Genomic DNA, 19796 nt, shown 5'->3' on the forward strand with positions numbered 1-19796 from the left:
AAAAATAATCCCTTCGGTACACCTATCCGTTTTTTTGGTACCAGCGGGCGGTATCATGGTATGACGAACTACCCGTCCACATATTGTACCGGAAAGCAGATTTTGCATTTACTTTAACAAATAATATTAAACATCTCATTTTGAGTTAATTAACAATTGAAATGTGCACCAGCTGTGAATAAATAAATAGCGGGGTAGACCTTATTATTCTCTAATCGTTGTACTTTTGTACACTTTGGATAAGTATATACTTTGTTTACATAGACACCTGCAAGATGAATTTCACCTATTACGGACATTCCAGTTTTGCGGTTGAAATTAAGGGGAAGAAGATTGTTTTTGACCCTTTCATTACACACAACGAACTGGCTAAGGCGGTAGATATCAACAAGATAGAGGCTGACTATATATTCTGTTCCCACGGTCATGCAGACCATGTGGCCGACCTCGTAGGACTGGCAAAACGTACAAACGCAACTGTTGTAGGTGCTTTTGAACTGACCGAATGGGCGGGCAGACAGGGCCTTGAGAAAGTGCACCCGATGAATACAGGCGGCAAGTGGCATTTTGACTTTGGCACAGTGAAATGTGTGGTAGCTCACCATTCCAGTGGCCTGCCAGACGGGTCTTATGGGGGCAATCCAATGGGATTTGTGTTTACCACTGAGGATGGGAATTTTTATTTTGCGGGGGATACAGCGCTGACTCTTGACATGCAGCTGATCCCTAAGTATGCTAAACTGGATTTTGCAATTTTACCAATAGGAGATAATTTCACCATGGGAGCTGACGATGCGATTGTAGCGGCAGGATTCGTTGATTGTAAACGCATTATCGGCGTACACTACGACACCTTTGGGTACATTAAGATAGATAAGGAAAAAACGCAGCAACAGTTTTCAGCCGCAGGACTGGAATTATTGCTGCCGGCAATAGGAAGCAGTATCAATCTATAGTAAAACGCATATCTTTTCATGGTGAACGAGACCAGCGTCTTTCTGAGCCATGCCCTATTTATTATCCTATAGTAAAACCTAAGAAATACCTAATCAACAATGGCAAGAGTAATTGCAATCGCAAATCAGAAAGGTGGGGTAGGAAAAACTACCAGTGCTATTAACCTGGCAAGCAGCCTGGCTGTACTGGAGTATAAAACATTGCTGGTAGATGCGGATCCGCAGGCTAACAGTACCACCGGTTTAGGTTTTGACCTGCGTAATATACAGCAGAGCTTATATGACTGCATGGTTAATGACGGGCAGGCCAAAGATGTGATCCTGGAATCAGATACACCGAATCTGAAAGTGCTGCCATCTCATATTGATCTGGTAGGTGCAGAGCTGGAGCTTATCAACCATCCCAACAGGGAGCAGGTGATGAAGCAGGTGATAGATGCTGTAAAGGATGATTATGATTTTGTTATAGTAGACTGCTCCCCTTCCCTGGGTCTGATCACGGTGAATGCCCTGGTGGCGTCCGACTCGGTGATCATTCCGGTACAGTGCGAGTTTTTTGCACTGGAAGGTCTGGGTAAGTTGTTAAATACAATTAAGATCGTTCAGAGCCGTTTAAATACCAACCTGGCCATAGAGGGCATCCTGATGACCATGTACGACGGCCGTCTGCGCCTGAGCAACCAGGTAGTGGATGAAGTGAAACAACACTTTGAGGAAAGCGTATTCAACACGATCATTCACCGTAATACCAAACTGGGTGAAGCGCCCAGCTTCGGTAAGTCTGTGATCATGTACGATGCCGCCAGTACCGGTGCGATCAACTATCTCAACCTGGCCAAAGAAATTCTGCAAAAGAATAACTTCACACGTATTAACCTGGAAGATAAAATATTAGCAATTAACAATGAGCAATCAGAGTAAGGGGAATCCGAATAAGAAAGAGGCGTTGGGTAAAGGTATCCGCTCGCTGCTGCAAAATATTGATACCGACCTGAAACAGACCACCAGCGTATTGGGTGAGCAGGTCGTGGCAAGGGCTACCGGTATTGAGCGTATCCCGCTCGATCAGGTGGATGTGAACCCTAAGCAGCCACGCCGGGACTTTGACGAGAAAGCTTTACAGGAATTAAGTATGTCCATCTCGCTGCACGATGTAATACAACCTATTACCGTGTCCAAGGTGGGCCCTAACAAATACCAGCTGATAGCAGGTGAAAGGCGTTTACGCGCCAGCCGGATGGCAGGTCTAAAGGATATTCCGGCCTATATCCGCCAAGCGAACGACCAGGAACTGCTGGAACTGGCCCTGCTGGAGAACTTACAGCGGGAAAATCTGAATGCCATAGAAATCGGCCTGAGCTACAAACGCCTGATGGAAGAGTGTGTACTCACTCAGGAACAGGTAGCCGACCGTATGGGTAAAGAAAGAAGTACCGTTACCAACTATATACGCCTGCTTAAACTGCCCCCTGATATCCAGGTAGCTGTCCGCAACGGACAAATAAGCATGGGACACGCCAGAGCACTGATCGCTGTGGAAAATGTAGAGAAACAGCTCTTCGTTTTTAACGAGATCATGCAACATGGGCTTTCCGTACGTCAAACAGAAGACCTGGTGCGTAAAACCACCCATATTGACAAAGGCAATGTGAAAAAGGCTGCAAAAAGCTCACTACCACCAGCCTACCAGAAGATTGAAGATAACCTGGCAAGTCATTTTGCCACAAAAGTGAAACTGGACAGAAGCAAGAATGGAAAAGGTAGCGTTACCATCGAGTTTTACTCTGACGAGGAACTCGATAGCATATTAGAAAAAATAGACTTATACGGTGGCTAAACAGTCCGGGAATACATTTTCTTATTTACTACGTCTTTACTTACTGGTATTACCGGTATTTGTTTGTCTGCCCGCTACCCTGCTGGCCCAGGACAGCACCAAGGCTGCCTACCTGCGTAAACAGCAGCCGGACAGCCGGAAAGACACTACTGAACTGTATGTTAAAAGAGATTCAGTAAAACCTGTCGCTCCCACTCCTCATAGTCCGCGGAAGGCAGCTTTTTATTCTGCCGTACTACCGGGCCTCGGACAGGCCTACAACAGGCAGTACTGGAAGATCCCCCTGGTATATGCCGCCCTCGGCATCACTACCGGTACCTTTATTATCAACATGGACAACTATCGTACCTTCCGGAACGCCTATCGTATCCGCTCGGACGGCAATGCTGATACGGTGGATGACTATGTTGGACTGTACAGTGACAATGGTCTTAAATTCCTGCGGGATGCCTACCGGGAATATGTAGACTACTCCGTGCTGGTATTTGTGCTTGCCTATGGATTAAATATTGTGGATGCCACTGTATTTGCCCACCTGAAAGACTTCAACATGTCGGATGACCTGAGTATGAAGATCGTACCAACCGTTATTAATAATCAGGCACTTGGGCTCAGTCTGCGGTTCTCCATAGGTGGTAAGAAGAAGTACAGCAATCAGATCGCCCTTGGCAACAAGTGGTGATTTCTCCCCTTTTACGAATTTCTACTAATACTATCTAACTCAATATATTATGAAAATAGCGCTTATCGGTTACGGAAAAATGGGAAAGGCAATTGAGGCCATCGCCGTAGCTAAAGGACATGAGATCGTTCATCGTATTGACCTGAACAGTCAGCACCTGCTGGAGAAGGAAGAACTCAGCAAGGCAGATGTGGCTATCGAGTTTACGGGTCCTGAAACCGCCTATAATAATATATTGAAGTGTTTCGCCGCTAATGTGCCTGTCGTTTGTGGCAGTACCGGATGGCTGGAACAACTCCCTGCTGTCAAATCTTTGTGCCTGGAACAGCACCGGGCATTCCTTTACGCCAGTAACTTCAGCGTGGGCGTGAATATCTTCTTCGAGGTTAACAAACGCCTGGCAGAATTAATGGCGAATCAGTCCCAGTATGAGGTAAAAATGGAGGAGATCCACCATACCCAGAAACGGGACGCGCCGAGTGGTACCGCCATTACTCTCGCCGAGCAGCTGATGGAGAAAGTACGTCGTAAACAGGAATGGGTAAATGAGGAGACTTCCAAACCTGAGCAGCTCTCCATCATTTCTAAGCGTATAGATCCTGCGCCTGGTACCCATAGCATCACCTATACCTCCGCTATCGACGATATTACCATTACCCATACCGCCCATTCCCGCGAAGGATTCGCTTCCGGCGCCGTGATTGCTGCGGAATGGCTGAAAGGTAAAACAGGGATCTTCAGTATGAAAGATGTACTGAGCCTTTAAGACGTAAAAAGCTGTTATCTTTGTAGTAACAAGAACATCTGGGAGGGATGCAAATCAATCGATATGTTGTCTAAAAAAACGCAATACGCTTTTCACGCGCTCATACACCTGGCAGAAAATGCAGATAAGGGTCCCATTCTCATCTCTGAAATTGCCCAGGAAAAGAACATCTCTATCAAATTCCTGGAGAACATCCTGCTGGAATTGAAGAATGCCGGCATACTGGGGAGTAAGAAAGGCAAGGGTGGTGGTTACTACCTGCTGAAGGCTCCTAAAGAGATACCTTTGGCGAGGATTATCCGTTTGCTGGATGGTGCGATTGCGCTGCTTCCCTGTGTGAGTCTCAATTACTATGAAAGATGCGAGAATTGCCGGGATGAAGCGGTATGTGGGTTGAATGATGTCATGAGTAAAGTGCGGGATGCGACGCTGAAGATCCTTGAGAATAAAACGCTGAAGGATATATTGACGAGGAATGTTTCAATATTATAATCTTTTTAAAAGCCGGGGTTGATCTCCGGCTTTTTTGTTTTATACACTTTGTGATTAACGTGCGCTCAATTGCTTTCAAGTGATAAACGCGAAATGAATGGTGATGGCGGGATTGGCGTTGGATATCCGGAAAGCGTTGCGGTTCCAGATGGGACCGCAGTCGGCGCCTCTTTGGCAGCATGACTATGGAGCGTTGTCAAGCGTGTGGGCATTGGATCGCTATTTAACTTCATCCAGCGTGGGTCAAAGAGCCGAAGGCCCGCGGTCTCCATCTGAAACCGTTCCGCTACTTCCTGGCTCCCAACTGAGTTTAAGGTGATGAGGGACGGTCCTCTTTCAATGGCGTCCAATAGTTATATATCTGTTTAATATTCATTGGAGATTATTCCTCTCTTCCATTTGTGACTGGCCATCCATTAGTGTTAGCACTTTTGTTCTTTAACCTCAAAACTTGCCTATTGTACTCTGATCTTAGACTTAAACCTAAACCTTAACCTTCGAAATAACATTAGACTTAGCTTTTAGCTTTCACTTTCGGCTTATCAACCGCCACTTTTTTTAACATAGTTTATTAGGGGGCTATTACTGGCACTTAAGTCGGACATTATTTTCCCCTCCCCTCACCCCAAGCGGAAGGCCTGATCAGACGGTTTCAGGAGGAGATACCGGGCCCGTAGCCCTTGCAGCGTCCACATACGATTGACAGGAGTTAAATCGACATTCCAAAGCCCACACGATTGACCATGCTTAATGATTAGTACGCGCAAGGGGTACAGCCCGGTATCCCTACCTGAAACCGGACGACGGCCTTCCAAACCGAATCATCCAACCAACACAAATAAATGATAATCAATAAACAACCCCCTGCATAACCTGTTACTAAAAAAAGTCTATCCTTTTTATAGAGTTTATGTATTTTTGTAGACAGCAGAAACTGCCAATTTTAACTAAAGGAAGTATTACTGGCATCTAACGATGGATGCCAGGCTATTGAGATAGATCACATGGATAATATCAGTACAGCACTGGAAGGACTAGATCCAATCGCTGCCATGCAGTATCTGGCAGCACAATTCCCCGGAGCGGTGGCCTTCTCCACCTCATTTGGACAGGAAGATCAGGTGATTGCCGACATGATTTGGCGCAATAACCTGCCGATCAGGGTATTCACACTCGATACCGGACGTCTGTTCCAGGAAACCTATGACCTGATGGACCTCACCCGCGCCCGCTACAAGAAAAACTTTGAAGTCTATTTCCCGGAAACGGCTGCAGTCGAGAAACTGCTGGCGGAAAAAGGACCTAATAGCTTCTACGAATCTGTAGAGAACCGCAAAGAATGTTGTAACATCCGCAAAGTTGTCCCGCTGAACCGCGCCCTCCAGGGTGTGAAAGTATGGATCACCGGTCTTCGCGCTGAACAGTCCGAAAACCGGCAGTCACTACACGCCATCGAGTGGGATGAAGCCAGACAACTGTATAAATACAATCCGCTCATCAACTGGACGTACGATGAAATGATCAACTACCTGAAGGAGAAAAACGTACCGTACAATAAATTGCACGATAAAGGTTTTATCTCCATCGGTTGTGCTCCATGTACCCGTGCGATTGAACCAGGAGAACATCCCCGCGCCGGCAGATGGTGGTGGGAACTGTCCAAGAAAGAGTGCGGATTGCACGGATAATGATAAAGACAACATACAAAAGATTAAATTGATAAACTGGTCCGCAGGGACATCTAAATAAAGACTTATGACCAATAAAATACAGTGGGAGTTTCCGCAGGCGTTGGAAGATGAGGCCATCTATATTTTACGTGAAACAGCTGCACAGTTTGAACGCCCCGCCATCCTGTTCTCGGGTGGTAAGGACTCTATAACTATCGTGCGACTGGCACAGAAAGCATTCTATCCGGGTAAAGTTCCTTTCCCGTTACTGCATATAGACACCGGACATAACTTCCCCGAAACCATTCAGTTCCGCGACTGGCTGGTGGAATCACTGGGTCTTGATCTTATTGTAAGAAATGTACAGGACAGCATCGACCAGGGTAAAGTGCAGGAAGAAACTGGCAAATACGCCAGCAGAAATGCCCTGCAGACCGTAACTCTCCTGGATGCTATCGAAGAACTGAAATTTGATGCCTGCATCGGTGGTGCCCGCCGTGATGAAGAGAAAGCACGCGCGAAAGAAAGGATCTTCTCTGTTAGAGATGAATTCGGTCAGTGGAACGCTAAAATGCAACGCCCTGAACTGTTCGATATGCTGAACGGCAAAATACACCTGGGCGAGAACGTAAGGGTATTCCCTATCTCCAACTGGACAGAACTGGACGTATGGAATTATATCCGCCGCGAAAACCTGCAGATCCCATCCATCTATTTCTCTCACGAAAGAGAGATCATCGAGCGCGATGGCATGTACTGGCCTTACTCTCCTTTCCTAAATACCACTGAAGAAGAAGTGCCTTTCCGCCAGAAAGTTCGCTTCCGTACCGTTGGTGATATGACCTGTACCGCAGCGGTGATCTCAGAAGCTGATAAACTCGAAGACATCATCGGTGAAATACTGGAAGCCAAAATATCTGAAAGGGGCGCCCGTATCGATGACAAACGCTCTGAAGCAGCGATGGAGAAAAGAAAACAGGCCGGTTACTTTTAATGATCGCCGGCTTTACAGCTTCTTTTCTGTTTACAGGATTCAATCAATTAGTATAAAATCGTCGCGGACAGCAAGGCTTTCCGCCACTCAAAAAATATAACATGGAGGTTTTACGTATAACCACTTCCGGCAGTGTAGATGATGGAAAAAGCACCCTGATAGGCAGGCTGTTGTATGATACACATTCTATTCCACAGGATAAAATGGAGGCATTACATGCTGCCAGCAAACGTAAGGGACTTGATTTTACAGACCTGTCGCTGCTGACAGACGGCCTGGTAGCTGAACGCGAACAAGGGATCACTATTGATGTGGCCCACATCTACTTCTCTACGCCTACCCGTAAATACATCATTGCCGATACTCCCGGACATATCGAATACACCCGTAACATGGTAACCGGTGCATCCAATGCACAGGTATCCCTGATACTGATCGATGCACGTAAAGGTATCGTAGAACAAACATACCGTCACTTCTTTATCGCCAGCCTGCTGCGTATCCCTTATTTGGTGGTATGCGTTAACAAAATGGACCTGGTAGAATATAATGAGGCACGCTTTAATCAGATCGTGGAAGATTTCCAGGCACTGATTGCCAATGCGGCTTTCAAAGCACCTTCTATTAAATTCATTCCGATCTCTTCACTCTATGGTGAAAACGTGGCTGCCCGCTCTGAAAAGATCAGCTGGTATAATGGCGATTCACTACTGGAATACCTGGAGCAGATCAGCTTCGATCATGCTGATAACAGCCACCCTGCCCGCTTCAAAGTGCAGTCAGTGATCCGTCCGAAAACAGAGGCTTATCACGACTTCCGTGGCTTTGCAGGTAAAGTGGTGAGTGGTCATTTTAATGTAGGCGATGAGATCATCTCCCTCCCCTCCCAGCAGAAAAGCAGGATCAAAACCATCGAACAGTTCGAAACACAGCTCACCACCGCCGAAGCACGTCAGAGCGTAGTGATCACACTGGAAGATGAGATTGATACCAGCCGTGGCAGCATGTTCTCCAAACCTGACAATGCCCCTGCCCTGCTGAAAGAGATCTCTGCGCAGGTATGCTGGATGGATCAGCAGAAACTTGTACCAGGTAAAGCATATTTGCTGCAACACGGCATTAACCGCGTGAAAGCAAAGGTGCAGCTGATACAACATGTGATAGATGTAACTTCAAATAAGATCGTGGAAGACAAGAAAGAGCTGGGCCTGAATGATATTGGTAAAATTACAGTGAAGCTCGCACATCCGATATTTGCAGATAGCTATGATGCTAATCCTGCCAATGGTGCGTTCATCCTGATTGACGAATTCAGTAATTCAACCGTAGCGGTTGGGTTTGTTGATTAATAAGATTATAAGTGTTTCAAAAAAGCCCGTATCAAAAGTATGATACGGGCTTTTTTTATGGGAATAACTGAAGAAATCAGCTAATCTGTCATGTGTATATAAGAGCGTTCGTTGTTTTGATACGTCTCGGTTTTCGTTACTTCGATGTGGGTTTTCCTATTTTCTTTTGGATGAAGGCATTTATTTCCTGTTCTGTTGTTGCTGTATAATCAGGTTGTATCCCTTTCTGTTCCCAGGTATCCGTTGTGCCATGCCATACAGGCGCCATCTCTGATATGGAGATATAAATGTGTTCATTCACAGGGTACCATGCATTCATATTTGCCGCACCAGCTGAAGGTTGCCCGATCACAATTGCCCGTCCTGTTTTTTTCATGGAAAATGTAAAGGCTTCTGCGGCAGATGCAGTCTTGTTGCTGATCAGAATAAAGACGGGACGATCGTAACGCTTTTCTTTCAACCAGGATACCGTGCTATCTGTAAATTGCTTACCTGTTCTGTTTGAGAACGTGATAAGCGGTGTCTTTTCCGGCAGAAAAAAGCTCTCCAATACCGCCCCGGTGTCACTGCCGCCTCCACCATTGTTACGCAGATCGATGACCAATGCCCGGGTGTTGGCAACAAAATTCATGGTAGCATATAATACCGGCAGACTTTTCCGGGAAATGTTGATCTCAGACAAATGCAGATAACCGATATTATCCTTACTTATTCTCACACTTTCAAAGCCATAATTATGTTCTGCAGCAGCGGCGCCGTAAAAGAAAGGATCTGGGCCTTCTTCTGCAATAGTATTGCCTTCCGGATGCTTACCCGCAGCATTCTGCTGCCGTAATAGGTTACGGCTTGTGGCTGTATCATAACGGACATACAGATGCCCGTCACGACTAACATCTTTCAGCTGCTTTGTTGCCATTTCCGCCAAGGCCTTCCAACTATTGGCTGGTGCTAATTTTCCGGATTTATAAATAGTCCGCAAATGATCTGCAATGGCAACACCTTTCTCCGGATAAACATAATGGTCCTTCAATAAGGCGGCCATCCTGTCGATAGCAACAGAGACTTCAGCTGCAGGAAGCACCTGCGCCCTGGCAGTCAGTAAAAAAATACTGCAAACAATTGAAAGCCATATCTTCTGATAGTTCATAACCCTGTTTTTACCAAAGGTCAGACATATAGCACAGACAAAATTGTATGGATTTAACTGAGCGATATCAGAGCTTGCGGAATGCTTTGGGCAGGAATCCGGTCTGCTCCCTGAAGGCCCTGATAAAATGGCTCTGGTCAAAGAACCCGCATTGATAAGCAATGCCTGTCAGCGGCTCTTCCGTCTGTCGGATCATGGTCAGTGCTTTTTGTACGCGGATCTTCCGCATATATTCACCCAGGGAACACCTGAAATAAGCAGAGAAATGCCTGGAAACAGTGACAGGATGGAGTTGTGTAATAGCGACAAGGTCCTGCAGGGAAATGTTCTCATTCCAGCGGTCATGCAGCAATGTTGCTACTTCACTGGCACGACCAGCTAATAACTGTTTTTCAGGTTGATGGGCGTTACCCGCTCCTTGTAACAGAGACAGTACCTGTTGATGGATAGAGAGGTGGCTGTGCTGATCTTCCGCCAGACAATCATGATAGATCTTTATGGCTGTCAGCGAGGCGCGGGTTTGCAATGTATGTAAGTCACTATGAGACCAGGGGGTAAAGCTGGCCTCATAATGACTTAAAAAACTGTCTTCTATTTCAAGATTGATATTCTGAGATGGATGTTGTGTATGGCTGTTACGATGCCATTCACCGCTGTGGTATAACCTAATACTTCCGGGAAGAACAGTTTCCTCGCCATTTTTGCGGTATTCCCGGTTCCCTCCTTCCAGTATGAAGGATAGATGGTTATTCTCATGGAAATGCCATCCTTCAAATACCTTCTCATGGTAGGTCGTCTTACTGACAATAAGCCCATCCATATGGAAAGTATGGCTGTTATTCCCCAGATATTTTCCGTTCTCCAGCTTCATATGCAAAATGAATTTTGCCTGAAGCCAAATGTACGATAAGTACCTATTTTTTGAGGTTCTTCAGCATATCTACCGTCATTTTCTCCAGGCAGAATTCCGGTTTCCAGCCCCAGTCCTCGCGGGCCAGGGTGTCGTCCATGCTCTGTGGCCATCCGTCGGCTATCTGCTGACGGTAATCCGGTTCATAGTTAATGGTGAATTCAGGAATGTGCTTTTTGATCTCTGCAGCGATCTCTTTCGGAGAGAAACTCATAGCGCCCAGGTTGTAGGAAGAGCGCACCTTGATCTTTGCTTTATCGGCTTCCATCAGCTCAATGGTGGCGCGGATAGCATCCGGCATATACATCATTGGCAGATAAGTACCTTCAGAGAGGAAGCAGGTATATTTCTTTTCTTCCAATGCTTCATGGAAGATCTCAATAGCATAATCTGTCGTACCACCACCCGGAGCTGATTTGTAACTGATCAGACCAGGATAACGCAGACTGCGTACGTCTACGCCATAACGGTGGCTGTAATATTCGCACCAGCGTTCACCGGCAAACTTACTGATACCATAAATGGTAGTAGGCTCGATAACGGTATGTTGGGGAGTGGATTCCTTCGGGGAATTAGGCCCGAATACCGCAATGGAACTTGGCCAGTATACTTTGTCGATATTTTCTTCTTTCGCAATATCCAGTACATTCAGCAGGCTTTGCATGTTGATATGCCATGCCAGCAAAGGGTTCTTTTCACCGGTAGCAGAAAGGATCGCCGCCAGCAGATAGATCTGGGTGATATTATGACGGATAATCAATACGTGCAGCATCTCCTTATTCATCACATCCAGGGATACATAAGGGCCTGTTCCTTTCAGCAGGTCATGCTCTTCACGCAGATCTGAAGCAACCACATTTGCATCGCCGTACATTTTCCTTAATGCCAGTGTAAGTTCAACACCAATCTGCCCGCAGGCGCCGATTACCAGTATTTTATCTTTCTTCATGCTATCTCGAATGAATGACTTTTAATTTGGGCGTAATATTAACAGCTTCCGCAATAATTCAGAACAGGCAACCTCAGGGCATGACAATGCGGTAACAATTCCGGGAATCCTGTTGGAACAGATGCAAGCCCAGTGAACATCCTACGGCATCGAATTACAATATTATGACAATTCGGCGAGTCGCAGCAATTCCCTTTGCTGAAAAGTAATCCCATGGAATAGCATAACTTTGCACTCTCAAATACAAAAATCATGTCAGCACAAACACACCTGAAGTCAATTTTTAAGGATCAATATAACCCAGATAACTTCTTTCTGATAGCCGGGCCTTGCGTAGTAGAAGATGAAGCGCTGCTGATGCATGTAGCTGAAAAGGTATCAGGCATCTGCAAACGCCTGAATATTCCATATATTTTTAAAGCGTCTTATCGTAAGGCAAACCGTACCAGCATCAACTCATTCAGCGGCGTAGGTGATGTGGAAGGCCTGGACCTCCTGCAGAAAACAGGGCAGACATTCAACCTGCCTGTTACCACCGATATCCACTCTGCAGCAGAAGCTGCTATGGCTGCCGCTTATGTGGACGTATTGCAGATCCCGGCATTCCTGTGCCGCCAGACCGATATCCTGCTGGCAGCAGCGGAAACCGGTAAATTCGTCAATGTGAAGAAAGGACAGTTTGTTAGTGGCGAGGCAATGAAATTTGCTGTAGAAAAAGTAAAACAGGGCGGTAACGATAAAGTGTGGCTGACCGAGCGTGGTACCACCTTTGGTTATCAGGATCTGGTGGTAGACTACCGCAATATTCCGATTATGAGGGAACATGGCGTACCGGTGATCATGGATTGCACCCACTCCCTGCAGCAGCCGAACCAGACCAGCGGTGTTACCGGTGGTAATCCCAAACTGATCGGTACTATCGCTAAAGCTGCCATTGCTACCGGAGCAGACGGTTTATTCATTGAAACCCATCCTGACCCGTCCAAAGCTAAGTCAGACGGCGCCAACATGCTGCATCTCGACCTCCTGGAAGATCTGCTGGAACAACTGGTGAAGATCCGTGAAGTGGTGAAATAATGCGGGCCGCGTGTTTATAGCCTTATAGTAATGGTAACACGTTTATAGCCAAATATTTATAAACGATGATATTTTGATAGTCCATGGAAGCCGGATGGCCTGCCTTTTGTACTGGAACAGAAGATGGGAAAATGTCCGGGGTCTATGGACTATTTCTTATCTTATGCTTATCTTAGGATAAGACTACTACCGCTCTTTACAGACTATAATATATAACACAAACACCCAAAATTTTATTCACCATGATCAATTTACAAGATGTAAAAGCAGGAGATATAGTATTGGTGCAGTACGAAGGAAACACTGTGGAAGGTCAGGTATTGGAAGTTAACCGTGAGGACAAACAGGTCTGTGTACTAACAGGAGAACAGGAGTTCTGGTACGACCTGAATGACCTCTACCCGATTCCACTGAATGAAGAGCAGTTATTCAGACTAAAATTCAAAAAAGACGAATCCCTCTCTGTTAACGGCGGTGGACAGATCTATGTACGTGGCCCGTTCTCAGTGAAACTGCATACATTGGCAGATGGGATGCCGGCTACACGTCTCGATTACCGGGACGAACACCGGGAGATCAAAGGTTCTATCACTGTGAACCAGTTGCAGAATCACTACCACGCAATGACAAATTTCCACCTGGATTAAGAATAAAGCAATAAAAAAATCCATCCGGCTGCATGCGGATGGATTTTTTTATTGAAGTCGTTGCAGACTGTAACTGACAAACTTAGTGTACCAAAGTCAGGGTATCCACGGTTGTCACTTTACCAGTTTCTACTACTACGCTCTGTTTTGTAGCAGCTTTCAAGGTAGAATCGGTAGAGATGTAGTGCAGGGTATAGCTGCCAGCTGCAATACCTTTCAGCAGATAAGCGCCACCAACACCGGAGTAAGTGCTGGCAACAGTGTCTGCACCATTCAGTACCAGTACGGCAGAAGGTACTACTGCAGGCAATACAACACCCTTGATGCTACCGCCCTGTGCCTGAAGAACAGTTCTGATAACCGGTTTCAGTATGTACTTGCCTGCGGCACCTGCTTCATGAATGGATTTTGCTACGTCGAAATCGAGCAGCAGTTTGTAAGCAACCCCTTCAGATACAGGCATGTTGATCTTCAGTTTTACACCGGAAGACTGCCCACTTGGTGTTTGCAGTTTGATAGAGTCACCGGCGTTAGTTACAACCCAGTTGTCATCTCCCAGCACCAGTCTGATTTCTTTAATTGTACCGGATGCGATTTCAGCATCTGCCAGTACAGTGTCCTTGTCATTAACAAGTGTAAGTAAGTTGTAGCGTCCTTTTTTCATGCCGGCTAAAGTCTGCCAGCCATTGTCATCGCTGTCGCTGTAGTTGACATTTACTTCCTGAACATCAATGTAAACAGCTTTAAAGTCTCCTGGATCATCGGTAAGTGCGACCTGAATTCTGGATTTGCCATCGTTATCGTTTTTCGAACATGCAGCCATAAATAACGCGGTAGATAAAAGCAGCACACCATTTGCCAGGTGTTTCCATGAAGGCATTCTCATTTTGTATGTGTATTTGGTTAAAATTTCGCTTCCTTATCCTGATTGTGGCACGAATATATAAACTTATCCTAATGCAAAATATCCCTGTTATCAGGGATTAGTCTCCCAGCCATTCTCTTTGAATGACTGTATTGCAAAAAGAATGCTAAATCTTAATTATAAGTATCTCAGGGGGTTCCTGCGGGCGTTCAGGATATAGTTTTTCATATTCACCCAGAAGGCCATGATCATATAAACGATGAGCGGGGAGCCCATGGTGATAAAGGAGGTATAGATAAAAAACAGACGGATACGGGACGTAGCTATACCCAGCTTATTGCCGATAGCTGTGCAAACCCCAAAGGCCTGCCATTCCACGAAGTCTTTGAACCTATTCATATATCAAATTTATTACAATCCCGGGTTAAAAACAAGTCCTGATTTCTCCGCCTGTAAATAGCCGATATTAAGCTGGCAGTGATTTAGCGGCATTTCACACAATGGGCCGGCAGGGCAACCGGGCGTTTTCCAGGCTTATCATTTATAGACAATAACCTACATATCTTTTAAAAACTTGTTGAATTTAATTAATTTCGCGGTGCATTTTCTAACCGGTCTTAAATAATTTTTTTCCATGGTGTTTGATATTGAAATGATTAAAAAAGTGTATGCGGCACTGCCGGGTAAAGTGGAAGCTACCCGTAAACTGCTGGGACGCCCGCTCACACTCTCAGAAAAGATCTTATATGCTCACTTATATGCACCTACCACCGCGGCTTATGAGCGTGGAAAGTCTTATGTGGAGTTTGCGCCTGATCGCGTAGCTATGCAGGATGCCACCGCACAGATGGCCCTGTTACAGTTCATGACCTGCGGACGCGATAAAGTAGCTGTTCCTTCTACCGTACACTGTGATCACCTCATTCAAGCCAAGACTGGCGCCAAGGAAGACCTGGCGACGGCTGTGGACACCAACAAGGAAGTATACGATTTCCTGTCTTCTATCTCCAATAAATATGGCATCGGTTTCTGGAAACCAGGTGCTGGTATCATCCACCAGGTTGTACTGGAAAACTATGCTTTCCCGGGCGGTCTGATGATCGGTACTGACTCTCACACTCCTAACGCAGGAGGTCTGGGTATGCTGGCTATCGGTGTTGGTGGTGCTGATGCTGTGGACGTGATGGCAGGTCTGCCATGGGAACTGAAAATGCCAAAACTGATCGGTGTTAAACTGACAGGTAAACTGAGCGGCTGGTCTTCCCCTAAAGACGTAATTCTGAAAGTAGCCGGTGTACTGACCGTTAAAGGTGGTACCGGTTGCATCGTTGAATATTTCGGTGAAGGCGCTGATAACCTGAGCGCTACCGGTAAAGGTACTATCTGTAACATGGGTGCGGAAATAGGTGCTACCTGCTCCGTATTTGCTTACGATACCAAAATGTCTGCTTACCTGAAAGCAACTGAGCGTGCTGATATCGCAGCCCTGGCTGACGGTGTGAAAGATCACCTGCGTCCGGATACTGAAGTATATGCAGATCCTTCCAAATACTATGATCAGGTGATCGAGATCAACCTGAGCGAACTGGAGCCACATGTGAACGGTCCTTTCACTCCGGACCTGGCATGGCCTATCTCTAAATTCGCACAGGCTGTAAAAGAAAACAACTGGCCAGAGAAACTGGAAGTTGCCCTGATCGGTTCCTGCACCAACTCTTCCTACGAAGATATCTCCCGTGCTGCTTCCCTGGCGAAACAGGCGGTTGACAAGAACCTCGACGTTAAAGCTGAATATACTATCACTCCTGGCTCTGAACTGGTACGTTATACCATCGAAAGAGACGGTCTGTTGAATACTTTCGACCAGATCGGTGGTGTTGTACTGGCTAACGCCTGCGGTCCTTGTATCGGTCAGTGGGCTCGTCACATCGACGATCCTAACCGTAAAAACTCCATCATCACTTCCTTCAACCGTAACTTCGCTAAGAGGAATGATGGTCTGGCTGCTACACACGCTTTCGTGGCATCTCCGGAAATCGTTACTGCCTTCGCTATTGCAGGTGATCTGACCTTCAATCCGCTGACAGATAAACTGAAAACCAAAGATGGTAAGGAAGTAATGCTCGATGAGCCTACCGGTTTCGAACTGCCTGCCAAAGGTTTCTCTGTAGATGATCCTGGTTACCAGGCTCCTGCAGCTGACGGTAGCGGTGTTCAGGTAATCGTATCTCCAACCAGCGACCGTCTGCAACTGCTGGCGCCATTCGCTGCATGGGAAGGTACCGACCTGAAAGGCCTGAAACTGCTGATCAAAGCAAAAGGTAAATGTACTACTGACCACATCTCAATGGCAGGTCCGTGGTTAAAATACCGTGGTCACCTCGATAACATCTCTAACAACATGCTGATCGGTGCTATCAACGCATTCAACGACAAATCTGATTCTGTAAAGAACCAGCTGTCCGGCGATTATGCAGGCGTACCTGTTGTACAGCGTGCTTATAAAGCGGCTAACATCGGTTCTATCGTTGTAGGTGATGAAAACTATGGTGAAGGCTCCAGCCGTGAACACGCTGCAATGGAACCTCGTCACCTCGGTGTTCGCGCTATCCTGGTTAAATCTTTCGCACGTATCCACGAAACCAACCTGAAAAAGCAAGGTATGCTCGCGCTGACCTTCGCTGATAAGGAAGATTACGAAAAGATCCAGGAAGATGATACCTTCGATATCGTTGGTCTGACTTCTTTCGTTCCTGGTAAACAACTGACTGTTGTGGCTAACCACAAAGACGGCAGCAAAGACCAGATCCTGGTAAACCACACCTACAATGAACAACAGATCGAGTGGTTCAAAGCAGGTGGTGCACTGAACGTGATCCGTGCACAGTTTGCAAAGGCAAAAGCAAAAGCATAATAGCCACTGGCTATGAACGATAAAGAGATCCCGCCTGCTTCCAGTAGGCGGGATTTTTATTTTAACTTTAAGCCTATGCTAACCGAATCACTGCATTCCACCTGGCAGCAATTGCTACAACCATATACACAAGATCAGGCCCTGATCGGAGAAGGCTTCCGGCTTGTCATCAGTCATTATACCGAATCGCACCGTCATTATCACGACCTCCATCACCTGCAGGCGTTGCTGCAACTGCAACATACCTATGCAGATCGCATTGCAGACAACGAAAGACTGTCGCTGGCCATCTTCTTCCACGACATCATCTATGATGTAAAACAAACGGATAATGAAGAACAGAGCGCAATGGCCGCTGCGGCTTTCCTACGCCAGACCAGCTATCCGGCGGAACGTATAGAACAGGTAATGGACTTTATCCGCGCTACCAAAACACATGTGAACAGCAGCCACAATACCGACCTGGATTACTTCCTGGATTTTGACCTGTCTATATTAAGCGCACCGGCGGCGGATTATATCACCTATACGCAACAGATCAGGAAGGAATACAGCATTTATCCCGACATGTTATACAAGCCTGGCAGAAAGAAAGTATTAACCCATTTTCTGGAGCTTCCGGTCATTTATAAAACAAGTCTGTTCAGGGAAGAACGCGAAGCCCTGGCGCGTCAGAATTTGCAGGAAGAGTTAAAGACTTTGGGATGATAAAGGGAATAATTCAGCAGGCTTACCTGGCTGCAAGCTGCTGTAAAATAAAGAAAGCCTAACATGACTACCGGAAATGATCTGCAGTCTGACCAGGCTACCCATAGATATATGAGTGTTGGTTACCGGAAATGATCTGGCAATCTGACCAGTAGTTTGCAGATATACAAGAAAGCCGAAGTCCCGGCACTCAAAACAACTGCTTCTTCAACGTAAATCTCCTTGCAAAACTGATACGGAAATTACCTGCCCCCATGGTCTGGTAAGTGCCTGGCACAGGCGACTGGCTTCTGGTGGTCAAATCGACATAGTGGATACCGGCGAAGTACCTGGAGGAGTTATACCCGATGGAAATACGGATATTATTATTCAGCTGTAAACCTATTTTTCTCAGGTCAGCCTCTTTTGCCCTGTTCAGGGTAGTATAGTTCAATCCTAAGCTGCCGGTAAGAGAGAGCGTGGCAAACCAATGTTTTTTATAAACGAAGGTATGGGCATAACCGGCATTAGCAGCTGCACTGAAGACCCTCGTCCTGTAAAAATTCTCTCCGTTGAAAAACCCGGCCTTCTCAACATATGAGGGGATCAATCCCGAATCGCCTTTCATTCTCATCCCAAAGAGCCCCCCTCCTATAAGAAAAGATCCTGCACTCTTCTTCTGATAATCATTCTGCAGGTAAGCCGCCCGGTAAGAGAATCGTTGCGCATTGAAGACATACTGCACATCCAGGCCTATATTCACATTGCGGGCATCCGGCCGGATCATTTCCACATTGCCCGATCCCAGGTTGCTGAACAGCCTTCTTGTATTGGCAATATAATACCCTCTGTAAACCTGTCCATAGAAGTCCACTACCAGTTTGCGGGAGTAAATATGCGTTTGCAGGTCCAGCACTTTTGTTCTGCCGTAGTCACCACTTTGCTTATTGATAAAAGGAAGGTTGAATGCGACATTAATACCTATAAAGCGGTAGTTAAAGCCAAATCCGACGTTAAAAGGCGTATTCGGCCGGTACAGTACTTCCTGCGAGCTTTTTGTATTTGAAACAATACCATTATCCACGATCCCGTCATCCACGATCTTGTTATCTACGATATCGTAATAATTGTACTTACGGGAACCAAACACGCGGACAGTGAGGTCCCTGGTATGCTCCTCGATATAATTTGAATCATTTTTAGCTTCCAGCCAGCTCCCCACTTTTCTGAACAGCGAAGTTTTCTGTGCTGAAACAGCCAGACATAACAAAAGGCACCCCGACAACAGAACGAGCCATTTTTGCATTATCCTCTCAGTTGTATGATATTCACGTATAAACTTCCTCCCTATTTTGGCAACTCAATTACTTCAAGTTGGCTGATATTTCCTTCTGACAATTCAAAACGTAACAATGTTTTAACCTTATGCCACCCTTGTATACCGCAGGCTCCGGGATTTATATGCAGCAGCTTTAAAGCCGGATCAGGCATTACTTTCAATATATGCGAATGACCACAAATAAACACTTTGGGCGTGTTTTTCAGGAGCTCGTCCTTTACGCCGGGGGCATATTTCCCAGGATAGCCACCTATATGTGTCATGTAAACTTTTACCTGCTCCAATTCAAAATGCAGGTGAAGCGGATACCGCACCCGTAGCTCGGCCCCATCTATATTCCCATATACAGCACGGAAGGGCTTAAAAGCCTCCAGTTTATCCGCCAGCTCAGTGTTACCAATATCCCCCGCATGCCAGATCTCATCCACCTTGTCAAAGTACCTGAATACGTCCGGATGGAGGTAACTATGCGTATCTGACATCAATCCTATCTTCTTCATGCTTCAAAATTGGGC

General features: G+C 46.2%; 20 protein-coding genes. 13 read left to right on the plus strand and 7 right to left on the minus strand.

Translation table 11 applies throughout. The features are described 5' to 3' along the window. Positions 1 to 275: 275 nt before the first annotated feature. The 9 genes from L3C95_RS11955 (at position 276) to L3C95_RS11995 (ending at position 8746) form a co-directional block, all read left to right on the plus strand. Positions 276 to 956 carry a metal-dependent hydrolase gene (locus L3C95_RS11955; protein ID WP_236387334.1) on the plus strand — a complete coding sequence of 227 codons (681 nt, stop codon included), beginning with the start codon at positions 276 to 278 and terminating at the stop codon, positions 954 to 956. A gap of 99 nt (positions 957 to 1055) precedes the next feature. Further along, positions 1056 to 1877 carry a ParA family protein gene (locus tag L3C95_RS11960; protein WP_106603209.1) on the plus strand — a complete coding sequence of 274 codons (822 nt, stop codon included), beginning with the start codon at positions 1056 to 1058 and terminating at the stop codon, positions 1875 to 1877. Beyond that, a complete protein-coding gene (locus tag L3C95_RS11965) occupies positions 1861 to 2793 on the plus strand; it encodes a ParB/RepB/Spo0J family partition protein (RefSeq protein ID WP_236387336.1) in 933 nt (310 codons plus the stop codon). Before L3C95_RS11960 ends, L3C95_RS11965 begins: the two co-directional genes overlap by 17 nt. Next, a complete protein-coding gene (locus L3C95_RS11970) occupies positions 2786 to 3475 on the plus strand; it encodes a DUF5683 domain-containing protein (RefSeq protein ID WP_236387339.1) in 690 nt (229 codons plus the stop codon). The genes L3C95_RS11965 and L3C95_RS11970 overlap by 8 nt, the downstream gene beginning before the upstream one ends. Positions 3476 to 3524: 49 nt before the next feature. Continuing rightward, positions 3525 to 4241 carry a 4-hydroxy-tetrahydrodipicolinate reductase gene (gene dapB, locus L3C95_RS11975; RefSeq protein ID WP_236387341.1) on the plus strand — a complete coding sequence of 239 codons (717 nt, stop codon included), beginning with the start codon at positions 3525 to 3527 and terminating at the stop codon, positions 4239 to 4241. A gap of 63 nt (positions 4242 to 4304) precedes the next feature. Further along, positions 4305 to 4733, plus strand: coding sequence for an RrF2 family transcriptional regulator (locus tag L3C95_RS11980; RefSeq protein WP_199657417.1), 429 nt, complete (start codon positions 4305 to 4307; stop codon positions 4731 to 4733). A gap of 1004 nt (positions 4734 to 5737) precedes the next feature. Continuing rightward, positions 5738 to 6421: a phosphoadenylyl-sulfate reductase gene (locus tag L3C95_RS11985; protein WP_236387343.1), complete on the plus strand. Its 684-nt coding sequence runs from the start codon at positions 5738 to 5740 to the stop codon at positions 6419 to 6421. A gap of 67 nt (positions 6422 to 6488) precedes the next feature. After that, complete coding sequence (cysD, locus tag L3C95_RS11990; protein ID WP_089832479.1) at positions 6489 to 7397, plus strand: sulfate adenylyltransferase subunit CysD; 909 nt, start codon at positions 6489 to 6491, stop codon at positions 7395 to 7397. Positions 7398 to 7498: 101 nt separating this feature from the next. Then, complete coding sequence (locus L3C95_RS11995) at positions 7499 to 8746, plus strand: sulfate adenylyltransferase subunit 1 (protein ID WP_236387345.1); 1248 nt, start codon at positions 7499 to 7501, stop codon at positions 8744 to 8746. Between the two features lie 136 nt (positions 8747 to 8882). On the opposite strand, the gene L3C95_RS12000 is transcribed toward L3C95_RS11995, so the two are convergent. The 3 genes from L3C95_RS12000 to L3C95_RS12010 form a co-directional block, all read right to left on the minus strand. Then, positions 8883 to 9893, minus strand: a complete 1011-nt coding sequence (locus tag L3C95_RS12000; protein WP_236387346.1) for a S41 family peptidase — start codon at positions 9891 to 9893, stop codon at positions 8883 to 8885. A gap of 67 nt (positions 9894 to 9960) precedes the next feature. Then, on the minus strand, positions 9961 to 10764 hold the full coding sequence (locus tag L3C95_RS12005; protein WP_236387348.1) for a helix-turn-helix transcriptional regulator: 804 nt from the start codon (positions 10762 to 10764) through the stop codon (positions 9961 to 9963). 43 nt (positions 10765 to 10807) lie between these two features. Next, a complete protein-coding gene (locus L3C95_RS12010) occupies positions 10808 to 11752 on the minus strand; it encodes an NAD-dependent epimerase/dehydratase family protein (RefSeq protein WP_236387351.1) in 945 nt (314 codons plus the stop codon). A 252-nt stretch (positions 11753 to 12004) separates the two neighbouring features. On the opposite strand from L3C95_RS12010, the gene kdsA reads away from it, so the two are divergent. Beyond that, positions 12005 to 12829 (plus strand): 3-deoxy-8-phosphooctulonate synthase, encoded by an 825-nt coding sequence (gene kdsA, locus L3C95_RS12015; RefSeq protein ID WP_236387353.1) that lies wholly within the window; start codon positions 12005 to 12007, stop codon positions 12827 to 12829. Positions 12830 to 13071: 242 nt separating this feature from the next. After that, positions 13072 to 13476 (plus strand): hypothetical protein, encoded by a 405-nt coding sequence (locus L3C95_RS12020; RefSeq protein ID WP_236387355.1) that lies wholly within the window; start codon positions 13072 to 13074, stop codon positions 13474 to 13476. Between the two features lie 82 nt (positions 13477 to 13558). Here the strand turns inward: L3C95_RS12020 and L3C95_RS12025 are convergent, their stop codons facing one another. Then, on the minus strand, positions 13559 to 14362 hold the full coding sequence (locus L3C95_RS12025; RefSeq protein WP_236387357.1) for a DUF4382 domain-containing protein: 804 nt from the start codon (positions 14360 to 14362) through the stop codon (positions 13559 to 13561). A gap of 156 nt (positions 14363 to 14518) precedes the next feature. Beyond that, the gene (locus L3C95_RS12030; RefSeq protein ID WP_089832467.1) at positions 14519 to 14740 is read right to left on the minus strand and encodes a PspC domain-containing protein; all 222 of its coding nucleotides are present in this window, start codon (positions 14738 to 14740) and stop codon (positions 14519 to 14521) included. 235 nt (positions 14741 to 14975) lie between these two features. Between L3C95_RS12030 and L3C95_RS12035 the strand changes: the two genes are divergently transcribed. Further along, positions 14976 to 17255 carry an aconitate hydratase gene (locus tag L3C95_RS12035; protein WP_236387359.1) on the plus strand — a complete coding sequence of 760 codons (2280 nt, stop codon included), beginning with the start codon at positions 14976 to 14978 and terminating at the stop codon, positions 17253 to 17255. Positions 17256 to 17330: 75 nt separating this feature from the next. Next, complete coding sequence (locus tag L3C95_RS12040; protein WP_236387361.1) at positions 17331 to 17963, plus strand: hypothetical protein; 633 nt, start codon at positions 17331 to 17333, stop codon at positions 17961 to 17963. A 190-nt stretch (positions 17964 to 18153) separates the two neighbouring features. Here the strand turns inward: L3C95_RS12040 and L3C95_RS12045 are convergent, their stop codons facing one another. Beyond that, positions 18154 to 19248 carry a DUF4421 domain-containing protein gene (locus tag L3C95_RS12045; RefSeq protein WP_236387363.1) on the minus strand — a complete coding sequence of 365 codons (1095 nt, stop codon included), beginning with the start codon at positions 19246 to 19248 and terminating at the stop codon, positions 18154 to 18156. Between the two features lie 41 nt (positions 19249 to 19289). Further along, complete coding sequence (locus tag L3C95_RS12050; protein ID WP_236387365.1) at positions 19290 to 19781, minus strand: metallophosphoesterase family protein; 492 nt, start codon at positions 19779 to 19781, stop codon at positions 19290 to 19292. Positions 19782 to 19796 lie beyond the last annotated feature (15 nt).

The sequence above is a fragment of the Chitinophaga filiformis genome, assembly GCF_021646545.1.
Classification (GTDB): Bacteria; Bacteroidota; Bacteroidia; order Chitinophagales; family Chitinophagaceae; genus Chitinophaga; species Chitinophaga filiformis_A.

Coding starts and splice junctions, on each gene's coding strand:
- L3C95_RS12010 (WP_236387351.1), bottom strand. CDS start 11,752: ATGAAGAAAGATAAAATACTGGTAATCGGCGCCTGCGGGCAGATTGGT.
- L3C95_RS11995 (WP_236387345.1), top strand. CDS start 7,499: ATGGAGGTTTTACGTATAACCACTTCCGGCAGTGTAGATGATGGAAAA.
- cysD (WP_089832479.1), top strand. CDS start 6,489: ATGACCAATAAAATACAGTGGGAGTTTCCGCAGGCGTTGGAAGATGAG.
- dapB (WP_236387341.1), top strand. CDS start 3,525: ATGAAAATAGCGCTTATCGGTTACGGAAAAATGGGAAAGGCAATTGAG.
- L3C95_RS12050 (WP_236387365.1), bottom strand. CDS start 19,781: ATGAAGAAGATAGGATTGATGTCAGATACGCATAGTTACCTCCATCCG.
- L3C95_RS12035 (WP_236387359.1), top strand. CDS start 14,976: ATGGTGTTTGATATTGAAATGATTAAAAAAGTGTATGCGGCACTGCCG.
- L3C95_RS12000 (WP_236387346.1), bottom strand. CDS start 9,893: ATGAACTATCAGAAGATATGGCTTTCAATTGTTTGCAGTATTTTTTTA.
- L3C95_RS12005 (WP_236387348.1), bottom strand. CDS start 10,764: ATGAAGCTGGAGAACGGAAAATATCTGGGGAATAACAGCCATACTTTC.
- L3C95_RS11985 (WP_236387343.1), top strand. CDS start 5,738: ATGGATAATATCAGTACAGCACTGGAAGGACTAGATCCAATCGCTGCC.
- L3C95_RS12020 (WP_236387355.1), top strand. CDS start 13,072: ATGATCAATTTACAAGATGTAAAAGCAGGAGATATAGTATTGGTGCAG.
- L3C95_RS12025 (WP_236387357.1), bottom strand. CDS start 14,362: ATGAGAATGCCTTCATGGAAACACCTGGCAAATGGTGTGCTGCTTTTA.
- L3C95_RS12045 (WP_236387363.1), bottom strand. CDS start 19,248: ATGCAAAAATGGCTCGTTCTGTTGTCGGGGTGCCTTTTGTTATGTCTG.
- kdsA (WP_236387353.1), top strand. CDS start 12,005: ATGTCAGCACAAACACACCTGAAGTCAATTTTTAAGGATCAATATAAC.
- L3C95_RS11960 (WP_106603209.1), top strand. CDS start 1,056: ATGGCAAGAGTAATTGCAATCGCAAATCAGAAAGGTGGGGTAGGAAAA.
- L3C95_RS12030 (WP_089832467.1), bottom strand. CDS start 14,740: ATGAATAGGTTCAAAGACTTCGTGGAATGGCAGGCCTTTGGGGTTTGC.
- L3C95_RS11980 (WP_199657417.1), top strand. CDS start 4,305: ATGTTGTCTAAAAAAACGCAATACGCTTTTCACGCGCTCATACACCTG.
- L3C95_RS12040 (WP_236387361.1), top strand. CDS start 17,331: ATGCTAACCGAATCACTGCATTCCACCTGGCAGCAATTGCTACAACCA.
- L3C95_RS11965 (WP_236387336.1), top strand. CDS start 1,861: ATGAGCAATCAGAGTAAGGGGAATCCGAATAAGAAAGAGGCGTTGGGT.
- L3C95_RS11955 (WP_236387334.1), top strand. CDS start 276: ATGAATTTCACCTATTACGGACATTCCAGTTTTGCGGTTGAAATTAAG.